At 71.3% G+C, this 11,308-nt stretch carries 11 protein-coding genes; 4 read left to right on the forward strand and 7 right to left on the reverse strand.

The features are described from left to right. Positions 1–338 precede the first annotated feature (338 nt). Positions 339–734, forward strand: coding sequence for a hypothetical protein (locus J8G10_RS12820; protein ID WP_251445433.1), 396 nt, complete (start codon positions 339–341; stop codon positions 732–734). A gap of 265 nt (positions 735–999) precedes the next feature. Beyond that, positions 1,000–1,488 carry an FBP domain-containing protein gene (locus J8G10_RS12825; RefSeq protein WP_251445436.1) on the forward strand — a complete coding sequence of 163 codons (489 nt, stop codon included), beginning with the start codon at positions 1,000–1,002 and terminating at the stop codon, positions 1,486–1,488. Between the two features lie 67 nt (positions 1,489–1,555). Here J8G10_RS12825 and J8G10_RS12830 read toward each other — a convergent pair whose 3' ends face one another. From J8G10_RS12830 to J8G10_RS12845, 4 genes are all read right to left on the reverse strand, one after another. Next, entirely contained in the window at positions 1,556–1,903 is a 348-nt protein-coding gene (locus J8G10_RS12830) for a hypothetical protein (RefSeq protein WP_251445439.1), read from the reverse strand. Between the two features lie 116 nt (positions 1,904–2,019). Further along, a complete protein-coding gene (locus tag J8G10_RS12835) occupies positions 2,020–2,445 on the reverse strand; it encodes a pyridoxamine 5'-phosphate oxidase family protein (protein ID WP_251445442.1) in 426 nt (141 codons plus the stop codon). Between the two features lie 54 nt (positions 2,446–2,499). Next, positions 2,500–4,191, reverse strand: a complete 1,692-nt coding sequence (locus J8G10_RS12840; RefSeq protein ID WP_251445445.1) for an amidase — start codon at positions 4,189–4,191, stop codon at positions 2,500–2,502. Positions 4,192–4,293: 102 nt separating this feature from the next. Next, the gene (locus J8G10_RS12845; RefSeq protein WP_251445448.1) at positions 4,294–5,328 is read right to left on the reverse strand and encodes an agmatine/peptidylarginine deiminase; all 1,035 of its coding nucleotides are present in this window, start codon (positions 5,326–5,328) and stop codon (positions 4,294–4,296) included. Positions 5,329–5,396: 68 nt separating this feature from the next. On the opposite strand from J8G10_RS12845, the gene J8G10_RS12850 reads away from it, so the two are divergent. After that, the gene (locus tag J8G10_RS12850) at positions 5,397–5,993 is read left to right on the forward strand and encodes a TetR/AcrR family transcriptional regulator (RefSeq protein WP_251445451.1); all 597 of its coding nucleotides are present in this window, start codon (positions 5,397–5,399) and stop codon (positions 5,991–5,993) included. Positions 5,994–6,038: 45 nt separating this feature from the next. Here the strand turns inward: J8G10_RS12850 and J8G10_RS12855 are convergent, their stop codons facing one another. Then, on the reverse strand, positions 6,039–6,572 hold the full coding sequence (locus tag J8G10_RS12855; protein ID WP_251446544.1) for a cysteine hydrolase family protein: 534 nt from the start codon (positions 6,570–6,572) through the stop codon (positions 6,039–6,041). 98 nt (positions 6,573–6,670) lie between these two features. After that, positions 6,671–8,131 carry a cytosine permease gene (locus tag J8G10_RS12860; protein WP_251445455.1) on the reverse strand — a complete coding sequence of 487 codons (1,461 nt, stop codon included), beginning with the start codon at positions 8,129–8,131 and terminating at the stop codon, positions 6,671–6,673. 222 nt (positions 8,132–8,353) lie between these two features. On the opposite strand from J8G10_RS12860, the gene J8G10_RS12865 reads away from it, so the two are divergent. Further along, entirely contained in the window at positions 8,354–9,727 is a 1,374-nt protein-coding gene (locus tag J8G10_RS12865; RefSeq protein WP_251445458.1) for a pyridoxal-dependent decarboxylase, read from the forward strand. Between the two features lie 143 nt (positions 9,728–9,870). Here J8G10_RS12865 and J8G10_RS12870 read toward each other — a convergent pair whose 3' ends face one another. After that, positions 9,871–11,157 (reverse strand): M18 family aminopeptidase, encoded by a 1,287-nt coding sequence (locus J8G10_RS12870; protein WP_251445461.1) that lies wholly within the window; start codon positions 11,155–11,157, stop codon positions 9,871–9,873. Between the last annotated feature and the right edge of the window lie 151 nt (positions 11,158–11,308).

Genomic DNA, 11,308 nt, shown 5'->3' on the forward strand with positions numbered 1-11,308 from the left:
AGCTAAGCCTCACAGCGCCGATGGTACTGCAGGGGGGACCCTGTGGGAGAGTAGGACACCGCCGGACTTCCTTTAACAGAAAGGCCACCCAACGCAGGGTGGCCTTTCTGCATTTCTGGGTCTGATCGATTCAAGGCCGCCCTCACGGGCGGCCTTTTTTCGTGCGGGCGCAGGCCCGCGACCTCCGCCGCTGCGCGGCGGGATTCGCGTGCCCGCGCCCGCCCGGGCGGGGCGCCGGCACTCTCCGCCCGCCAGGCATCGACGTCGCGGCATGACGGGGCTACCCTGTCGTCAGACGGGTGGTTCGCCCGCCTTCCCGGTGGACGAAGGAGCTCGTGATGGACGCGATGATGATGGACTCGATGAAGAGCATGGACATGATGCCCGGCATGGAGGCGATGGACATGTCGCTCATGCAGGCCTGCATGGATGCGTGTTCGGCGTGCGAGCAGGCCTGCACGGTGTGCTCGACGCAGATGATGGACTGCTCGCCGGCCTGTATGAACTGCGCCGACATGTGCAACACGATGATGCGGTCGATGATGCGCATGCAGGGGATGACCCCGGCGGTCATGATGTCGATGCTGGACGCCTGCATGGCGATGTGCCAGCTCTGCATGGACATGTGCATGCAGCACGAGGCGCACAGCGAGGTCTGCCGGATGTGCGCGGCCGCGTGCAAGGCGTGCATGGACGCCTGCATGGCCATGCGCGACTCGATGATCGCGGCGTGAGGCCGGGTCCTTTCGGCTCCCTGTGATCAGGGGTGCCGTAGGATCAGAGCATGCTCGTCGTTCATGACGCCCGTGCGGTGTCGAAGGAGGTCACCGGCGCTTTCCGCGCCGGTGGCAGAGGCTGACGCCCCGCCGGTGAGGTCCCTCACCGGCGCGTTCGTCGCGCCCGCGTGAGGAGATCCGCGGGTCCTTTCTCCGGTTGCGATCCGCAGCCGACCTCCGCGCCTGCCCGGCAGGCGTAACGACATCTCACAGAGAGCACGACATGCTTCCCATCGACGAGCGCGCCATCCGCGCTTCCTTCCGCAACGCCTCCCGCAAGGAGGCTTCCTCCCTGACCCTGCCGCCCGGCTTCGGCGAGACCGACTTCTCGGTTCTCGATTACCTGGGGTGGTCGGATCCCAAGATGCCCCGGCGCGCGTACATCGTCGCGCAGCGGGATGATGGCAGTTCGATGTCCGTGCTGCTGCAGCAGGCCGAGCAGCGCACGCTCGCCCGAGCCCAGTGCTCCTGGTGCGAGGACGTCACGCTCCGCAACGACGTGCAGTTCTTCGCGGCGCGCAAGGCAGGGCCGTCGGGGCGGCAGGGGAACACGCTCGGCGTGCTGATCTGCGCCAACTTCGGATGCTCTGCGAACGTGCGCCGACTCCCGGCACTGGCGTATGAGGGTTATGACCGCGAAGCGGCAAGGACGCAGCGGATCCTCCGTCTCCAGGAGCATGTGCAGGGCTTCCTGCGTGAGCTCGAGGCCTGAGCCCCGGGAGCGGGTGGCGCCGTGTCGTCGCCCGCTCCGCGGGTCGGCGCCGTGTGGGCGGAGGCGGTCAGACGCGGGCGACGTTGTAGCGCAGCGCGCCGATCGCGAGCACATCCCAGCGGGTGTGCACCGCCACGGGCTGCCCCGGCTCGACCTCGAGAGCCGCGCCGCCGGCGTTCCACAGCGACAGCGCCTCGCCGTCGAGCGTCGTGACCCGAAGGGTACCCGCTGCGCGGTCGACGTCGGTCACCAGGGCGTCGGTCCAGCCGGCAGCCGTGGCCGCCGCGAGACGCGCCTGGATGAGGTGCAGCGCGTGCCCTGGGGCGAAGGAGGAGCAGACGTCGCCGTGGTCGCACATGCACGCCACAGCCTGTCGCGCCGGAACGGGCGAGAGCTGAGCGCGGGGCGTGGTCACGGTGTTCTCCTCACAGGATCGGTCCGATCAGGCTACGTCCGGGCGTGTCGAGGCGGAAGCGGGCGTGAAACGTGCCGAAACATGGGGCGTGACACCCGTCGAACGCGAGGGCCGGATCAGCGCGTGATGAGGGTCGTCTCGATCGTGCGGGGATCCCGGTCGATGTCGTAGTCGCGCATCCACTCGGGCCGGATCGCGATGACGACGAAGCCCTCGGCGAGCGAGCGCGAGCCGGGGAACTGCGCGTCGTAGGCGGCGCCGAGCGCGCTCCGGTCGTCTCCCTCGAGCAGCTGGGTGCGTCCCTCGACCTGAAGACTGCGCACGGGTCCTGCGCCGATGACGAGGGCCGCGCGCGGCTCACGGCGCAGGTGCGCGACCTTGCGCGCCGACGAGGGCGCGTTCACGATCAGGGTGCCGTCGTCGAGGACGGCGACACCCACGAGCGCGGCCTCGGGAGCGCCGTCCGGCGCGGTGGTCGCCAGCACCCCCCGTCCTTCCCGGCGCACGGTCTCGACGAGGGTGCGCAGGGGAGCGGAGTCCATGCGCTCACGATAGCGCGGTCGCCTCCCGGCGCTCTCGGGCACCGCCGCGGCGCCTCAGAGGCGGGGTGTGCGCGGAGGAGTCGTGCGGCGGTCGCCGGTCGCCTCGAAAGCGGCGGCGAGCTGCAGCAACCGGGTGTCGTCGTAGGCGCGACCGGAGATGGTCAGGCCCACGGGCATCGCGATGTCCGACAGCGTGCCCATCGGCACGGTCACCGAGGGGATGCCGAGGTGCCGCGGCACGATGTTGCCGTTCGCGACCCAGACGCCGTTGCGCCAGCCCTGGTCGGCGGAGGCCGGGTTCACGTCCATGTCCGCCGGGCCGATGTCGGCCATCGCCGGGTAGAGCACGGCGTCCAGGCCGAGCTCATCCATCCACTGCTCGAGGTCGACGCGACGGGTCTCCTCCAGGCCGCGCAGGCCCGCCTCCATGTGCGGGATCGCGGTCAGATCGGTCACCGGGTTCGCCCGGAACAGGTCGGGCAGCTCGTTGATGTCGTCATCGAAACCGGTGTAGCGGTCGGGCAGGGCGCCCGGGGGAGCCGGGAAGATCTCCGCCCCGTCGACCTGGGCCAGCGTGTTCAGCGCCGGGTCGCCGTTGGCGCCGAGGAAGTCGTCCCAGCCCCAGGCGCAGAGCTCGATGACCTCGCTGCGCAGGAACGCAGGCGGCACGATCCCGCGGGTCGCGATCGTCGGCGCGCCGGTGCGGTCCCCCTCGTAATTGGTGACGGCAGGGAAGTCGACCTCGACGATCTCCGCTCCGGCCGCCTCCAGCGCGGCGCGGGCCGCGCGCCAGAGCTCCATGACCGTCTCGCGGGTCTCCACGCGCCGACCGGTCGGGCCGCCGATGCCGGTGCCGGTGCCCGCGTCGGGATCCGCGTTGATGTACATCTTCGGGACGCCGAACCGGACGCCGCGGAGATCCGCGGGCTCGAGTGCGACATAGGAGTCGGGTCGCACCTCGGATGCCGCCGGCAGCGGCACCCACGGTTGCGCCCGCCAGAAGTCGCCGCGCGTGGTGTGGTCGTCGGCGACGACGACGTCGAGGATCTCGAGCAGATCGGCGACCGAGCGCGCGTGCGGCACGACGACGTCCTGGGTCGGCACGAGCGGCCAGTTGCCGCGGACCGAGATGACCCCGCGGCTCGGGCAGTAGGCGACGAGCGCATTGTGGGACGCGGGGGCACGCCCGCTGGACCAGGTCTCCTCGCCCAGGCCGAAGGCCCCGAAGGACGCCGCGGTCGCGGTGCCGGAGCCGTTCGACGAGCCCGACCCGAACGCGCTGGTCAGCCAGTCGGCGTTGTACGGGCTCTCCGCGCGGCCGTAGACGCCGCGCTGCATGCCGCCGTTCGCCATCGGGGGCATGTTCGTGAGACCGAGGCAGATCGCACCGCCCGCGCGCAGCCGCTCGATCGTGAACGCGTCGCGCTGGGCGACGAGCTCGGCGAACGCGGGGGATCCGGCGGCCGCGGTCAGGCCGCGCACGAGGTAGCTGTCCTTGGCCGTGTACGGGATCCCGTCGAGCGGTCCCAGGACCTCGCCGCGGGCGCGGCGGGCGTCGGAGGCCTCGGCCTCGGCGCGCGCCTCCGGGTTGCGCACGACGACCGAGTTCAGCGCGGTCGCCGTGTCCGGGCCGTCGTAGGCGTCGATGCGCGCGAGATAGGCGTCGACCAGTTCGACCGACGTGGTCTCGCCGGCCTCGAGGGCGGCGCGCAGGCGGGCGATGGGGGTCTCGACGACATCGAACATGGGCGGATCCTTCGGGTGCGTTACCGCCTGTCCGCATCGAGGCGCCGGTCGTGCGGGCGGCCGGTCGATGCGGACGGGCGGAGAGGACGAGGGGTGAGCGGGTCAGGCGGTGAGCGTCGGCTGCTGCTGGGTGATGCAGTGGATGCCGCCGCCGCGGTCGAACAGGGGGCGGGCGTCGACGGTGACGACGCGGCGACCGGGGTAGGCGTCGGCGAGGATCTCCCGGGCGCGCGCGTCCGCGGTGTCGTCGCCGAACCCGCAGGCGATGACGCCGTCGTTCGTGACGAGGTGGTTGACGTAGCTCCAGTCGACGAAGCCCTCCGCATCTCGGAGGGTCGCCGGCGCAGGCAGGTCGATGATCTCGAACGGGCGGCCGGCGGCATCGGTCTCGGCGGCGAGGTGCGTGCGCAGCGCGGCCGACACCTCGAAGTCGGGGTGGGCAGGATCCTGCTGCGCGTGCAGGAGGATGCGACCGGGCGAGGTGATCGCGGCGACGATGTCGACGTGTCCGTTCGTGCCGAACTCGTCATAGTCGCGGGTGAGTCCGCGGGGCAGCCAGACGGCCTTGGTGGCGCCGATCGTGCGGAGCATCTCCGCCTCCACGCGCCGGCGGTCGAGGTAGGGGTTGCGGCGGGGGTCGAGCTGCACCGTCTCGGTGAGCAGCACGGTTCCCTCGCCGTCGACGTGGATGCCGCCGCCCTCGTTGACGAGCGTGGACGAGACCAGTTCGGCGCCGACCTGCTCCGCGATGATCCGCGCGTGCTCGCCGGACTTCGTCCACGACGCCCAGGAGTTCGCGCCCCAGCCGTTGAACACCCAGTCGACGGCGCCGAGGACGCCGGGGCGGTCGGCGTCGACGACGAAGGTCGGGCCGGAGTCGCGCATCCAGAACTCGTCGACGCCCGCCTCGAGGATCGTGATGTCGCTCGACAGCATGCGGCGCGCGCGGCTGAGCTCGCTCGGGTCCACGAGGATCGTCACCGGGGTGAACGCGCTGACGGCGTGGGCGACCGCGGTCCAGGTCGCGTAGCCCTCCTCGCGCAGGGCGTCGGTGTCGCCCAGAGTCTCGCCTTCGGCGGGGAAGGCCATCCAGACGCGGTCGTGGCGGGCGGTCTCGCTGGGCATCTGCCAGGGCATCGGTGCTCCTCGGATCGGTTCGCGGCACTTATTGAACAAGTGACCAACTAGCGATACGGTATAGCCTCATGAGCACCTCGTCAACCCCTCGGCCGAAGCGGATGCCGCCGGAGCAGCGGGAGCGCGCGATCCTCGACGCGGCGATCGCCCTCGCCCGGCAGAACGGGATCGCCGGGCTCACCGTGCGCACCGTGGCCGCCGCGGCCGGGGTGACGCCGGCGCTGGTCGCCCACTACCGCCCGAGCATGGACGCGTTCGTGGCCGACGTGTTCGGCGCGATCGTCGAGGCCGAGCGGGTGGAAGTCGTCGCGGCCGGGCGCGCGATCTCCGGCCTGCGGGGGCGCATCACGCGCATCGTGGAGACCCTCCTCGACGGCGAACGCGATGACGTGACCCTGGTCTGGGTGCAGGCCTGGGCCGACGGCGCGCGCAACGACGAGCTCGCCGCCCGGGTGCGCCGGGAGATGGACGGCTGGCAGCGCGACCTCGAGGCGATCGTCGCCGAAGGGATCGCGGCGGGCGAGATCTCCGCCGCGCACGCGGAGGGGGCGGCGTGGCTGCTGCTCGCCACGGTCGACGGCATGAACGCGCACTCGCTGGTGAAGTGGGCGCCCGAGGACCGGGCGGCGCTGGCGCGGCGCACGGTCGCGGCCGTCCTCGGGTAGCCTCCGCCTCTTTCGGTGCGGACGTCGCTCAGCGGGCGGGAGGCGTCACGGGTGCAGGATCCGCAGGGCCGTCGCCGTGTCGGACACCGTCAGCTGCGGCGGATAGAGCCCCATGACCGTGAGCGCTGCGGCGTGGTTCTCGGCAGTGGATCCCGCGCAGGCATCCGCGGCGATCGTCACGCGAGCACCCGCGTCCGCGGCGGCCAGTGCCGTGGAGACGACGCAGCAGTCGGTCGAGACCCCGGTCAGCACGATCGGAGCGGATCCGAGGATCTGCCCGATCGCCGCACCCCACTTGCCGAACGTCGGCAAGTCGAGCGTCGGGTGCGGCGAGAGCTCCCGCGCCCCGGGCACGAGATCGAAGAGCGGGTCGTCGGCCGGACGGTCGGCGAACGGCCATTCCGCGAAGTAGTCCCCCCAGGCGGTGCTCCGGTCGGCGGTGGGCAGCCAGCGGGTGACGAGCACGCGTCCGCCGGCGGCCGCCGCGAGTCGCCGGATGTTCTCGAGCGCCGCGGGGAACATCGGCGAGCCCCATGCCGAGTCCGGGGCCGCGAAGATGTTCTGCGGGTCGATCGCCACCAGCCAGGGCAGCTCGGCGGGTTCCGCGCGGCGCGCCGTTTCGTCTCGGTCGCCTCCGGCGTCCTCGCTCAACGACCCCGGGGGGTCGGCCGCATCCGTCACGCCTGCTCCTGACGGCGGATCCTGCCCGCCCGGGCGAACCAGGTGACGACGAATCCGAGCACGAGAGCGAAGAAGACGCCGAGGTTGGCGTAGGCCCAGTCGCCGTCCTTGCCGCCGATGAGGCCGAGGAAGTACCCCTGCCAGTTGTTCCACGGCGCCGCGTCGGCGAACCCGTTGATCACGAAGCCCCAGCCGATGATCGATGCCACGACGAGCGTGGCGATCGAGAGGACGTCCCAGGCGCCGTAGCGCCCGTTCGGGTCGAACAGCGCCGCCTCGTCGTAGTCCTTGCGGCGGCGGAGGATGTCGGCGATGAGGATCCCGGCCCACGCGGCCATCGGCACGCCGAGCGTGATGAGGAATGACTGGAAGGGGCCCAGGAAGTTCTGCGCGAAGAACACCACGACGATCGTGCCGATGGTGAGGATCACGCCGTCGACCGCCGCTGCGGCCGGCCTCGGGATCCGGATCCCGAGGCTGAGCAGGGTGAGACCCGACGAGTAGATGCCGAGCACCGCGCCCGAGACCAGCGTGAGGATCGCGACGATGAGGAACGGGAACAGCGCCCAGTCCGGGAGCAGCGAGGCGAGCGCCCCGATCGGATCGGCCGCGACGGCGGCGCCGAGCTTGTCGTCCGAACCGGCGAGGAGGAGACCGAAGAACACCAGCACGATCGGGGCGACGGATCCGCCGATCGTGTTCCAGGCGACGATCTGCGTGTCCGACGCGGTGCGCTTCTGATAGCGGGACCAGTCGGCGGCGATGTTGATCCAGCCGAGCCCGAAGCCGGTCATCACCATGACGAGCGCTCCGATGGTCTGGGCGAGGGTGCCGTCCGGGTGCGAGAAGGCCTTGTCCCAGTGGATGCTCGAGAACGTCAGGATCAGGAACAGCACCGTGAACGCGCCGGTCAGCCAGGTGAGCACCGACTGGAGCCGCATGATCGTGTGGTAGCCGAGCACCGATGCGCCGACGATGAGAGCGGCCACGAGGATCGTCGCGATGATGTTCACGGCGACGTCGCCGCTCTCGCCCACCCAGCCGAGCCGGTGCAGCACCGTGGTGGTCGCGAGCACGGCGGTGATGGTGAGCGACGTCTCCCAGCCGATCGAGGTGAGCCACGACACGATGCCGGGGATCTTCTGCCCCTGCACGCCGAACGCGGCCCGCGACAGCACCATGGTCGGCGCGGATCCGCGCTTTCCGGCGATCGCGATGAGCCCGCACAGTGCGAAGGACACCACGATGCCGATGATCGCGACGACCGTCGCCTGCCAGAGCGAGATGCCGAAGCCGAGCAGGAACGAGCCGTAGGACATGCCGAACACCGACACGTTCGCGGCGAACCACGGCCAGAACAGGTCGCGGGGCCGCGCGGTGCGCTCCGATTCGGGGACGATCTCGATGCCCCGGCTCTCGATGAGGGTGCCGGCTCCGGTGCTGCGCTCTGCGGACATGGCAACATCCTGGCAGGCAGGAGGGCGACGGAGGCGGATCCCGGCGGTTTTCGGGGCGGTCTTCGTCGTGCCGACGCCCCGTTCGGCGCAGCCGGAGTTCCTCGAGAACCCGATCGCCGTCCGACGCGGCGAGGCGGTACGATAACGCCGACCCGTTGATCCGGCGCGGCATCTCTGCTCGTGACCGGGCGCCCGTAGGCTTCCGGGTCGGAAGGATCCGCCATGGACGCCGCGCGCATGCATGCCGCCTCGCCCGAATCCGCCGCGATCGTCGACGCCGTGCTCGACTACTCCCGCCGCCGGATGCTCGCCACCGATGTGCCGCTGGACAAACCGCAGCCCGAAGCCGAACTGCGACGCCTCGTGGGCGCGACGATCACCGACGCCGGACTCGGCGGGCAGCGCGCGCTCAGCGTCTTCGAGCACATCCTCGCCCCGGCCTGCCTCACCACGAGCCACCCCAACTACCTCTCCTTCATCCCCAACGCGCCGACCGTGGCGGCCATGGCGTTCGACCTCGTCGTCTCGGCCTCGGGGCTCTACGGGGGCAGCTGGCTCGAGGGCGCCGGAGCGGTGCACGCGGAGAACGAGGTGCTCTCGTGGCTCGCCGCCGAGTTCGGGCTGCCCGAGACCGCGGGCGGCGTCTTCGTGCAGGGCGGCACGATCGGCAACCTCTCGGCGCTCGCCGCGGCGCGCGACAAGGCCGGACGGCGTCTCGACGCGGCCGGCACGTCCCGGCCCGCACGGTGGAAGCTGGTCTGCAGCCTGGAGGCGCACTCCTCGAACAAGTCGGCCGCGAAGATCATGGACGTCGACGTGATCGCGGTGCCCGCGGGCGCCGACGGCAAGCTGCACGCCGACGAGGTGCGCGCCGCCCTGGAGGAGCACGGGGACGCGGTGTTCGCGGTCGTGGCGACCGCCGGATCCACCAACTTCGGCATCCTCGACGACATCGCCGGCATCGCGGCGCTCAAGGACGAGTTCGAGTTCTGGCTGCACATCGACGGTGCATACGGGCTGACCGCCATGCTGGCGCCGGAGGCCAGGGCGTGGTTCGCCGGCGTCGAGCGGTGCGACTCGCTCGTCGTGGATCCGCACAAGTGGCTGTACGCGCCCTTCGACTGCTGCGCGCTGCTGTACCGGGATCCGGCCGACGGCCGTCTGGCGCACACGCAGCACGCGGAGTACCTGGACACCCTCACCGACACGGATGAGTTCAGCCCCTCGGACTACTCGATCCAGCTCACCCGGCGCCCGCGCGGACTGCCGCTGTGGTTCTCGCTCGCGACCTACGGCGTGGCGGCGTACCGGGAGGCCGTGAGCTCGACGCTCGCGCTGACCCGGCGGATCGCCGATGAGATCGCCTCCCGCCCAGAGCTGCGCCTGGTGCGCGACCCCGAGCTCTCGGTGGTCGTGTTCGAGCGCGAGGGCTGGGAGCGCGCCGACTACGACCGCTGGTCGGACGAGCTGCTGCAGTCGCAGCGCGCCCTGGTCGTGCCGAGTTCGCACGCCGGCCGGGTCAACACGCGCTTCGCGATCCTGAACCCGCTGACGACCTTCGAGGACCTCGTCGGGATCCTGGACACGATGCGCTGAGTCGCGGCGGGGGTGGTTCCGCGATCGGCCTCCCCGAGCAATTCCGCAGGACGGATCCACTTCCAGAGGACGAATCGCGAAGGTTCATCCTTCAGGAGTGGATCCGTCCTGCGGGTTGAAGGCGGACCCGGGCAAGAGCCGGCTCAGCCTGCGAAGAAGGCCTTGGCGACGGCGGTGAGGTCGTGCAGGTCGCTCACACCGGCGAGCTCGCGGGCGGAGTGCATCGACAGGATCGGGATGCCCACGTCGACCGTGCGGATCCCCAGCCGGGTGGCGGTGATCGGTCCGATCGTGGATCCGCAGGGCACGTCGTTGTTCGAGACGAACTCCTGGGTCACCACACCGGCGGCGTCGCACCAGCGGTGCCACGCGGCCGCGCCCACCGCATCGGTCGCGTAGCGCTGGTTCGCGTTGATCTTCAGGATCGGACCGGATCCCAGCACCGGCTGCACGACCGGGTCGTGCCTGCCGGCGTAGTTCGGGTGCACCGAGTGCCCGACATCGCTGGACAGGCACCAGGAGGCGGCGTACGCGCGGTGCACATCGACGGCGTCGGCACCGAGCCCGGCGTAGATGCGCTCCAGCACATCCTCCAGGATGGGGCCGGCGGCCCCGGAGCGGGATCCGGATCCGAGCTCCTCGTGGTCGAAGGCGGCCAGCACCGCGATCGCCCGCGGCTCGTCGTGCGCGGCGATCTCGCCCAGCGCCACGACCCCCGCGTGCACCGAGGCGAGGTCGTCGAGTCGTCCGCTCGCGAAGAACGCGTCGTCCTTGCCGAACACCGCACCGCGGGCGCTGTCGGCGGTGACGACGTCGAAGCCGCGGATCTCGCGCGGATCCACCCCCGCCGTGTCGGCGAGCTCTCCGAGGATGTCCGCCGACTCCGGGTCGCCCAGGCCCCAGACGGGCTGGGTCTCGACCTGCTTGTCCAGCGCGAGGCCGTTGTTGACGCCGCGGTCGAGGTGGATCGCGAGCTGCGGCAGGCGCAGCAGCGGTCCGGTCGCGGCGAGCACGACCCGGCCGTCGGCGAGGGCGAGGCGGCCGGCGAGGCGCAGCTCGCGGTCGAGCCACGAGTTCAGCAGCGGTCCGCCGTAGACCTCGACGGCGGCCTGCAGCCAGCCGCGGGATCCGGTCGTCGGACGGGGCTTGAGCTTGAAGCCGGGGGAGTCGGTGTGCGCGCCGAGCACGTGCACCGGGGTGGTCGCCGTGGCCTCCGGCGGCACGACCCAGGCGATCGCCGCGCCGTCGCGCACGATCACGAACCGGCCGCCGGGCTGCGCGGGCCAGGCCTCGGTCTCGTCGAGCCGGGTGAAGCCCTGGCCCTCGAGGCGCCGGGCGACCTCCTCCGCCGCGTGGTAGCTGGAGGGAGAGGCGCTGACGAAGTCGGCCAGATCCTCGACGTGCGTACGGGCGTGGGCGGCGTGGGACATGAGGATCCTTCCGAGGGCGTCCTTCGATCGTAGCCGCGCCCTCCGAAAGCTCCCGTCGCGGAAGATGTCGCTCAGGTGACGGGAAAGCGGCAGAAAATGCGACGGGAGCGGATCCTGGCGGACCGCTCCCTGCACTTCCAGGATACCGCCC

It is taken from the genome of Microbacterium sp. USTB-Y (assembly GCF_023703415.1).
GTDB lineage: Bacteria > Actinomycetota > Actinomycetes > Actinomycetales > Microbacteriaceae > Microbacterium.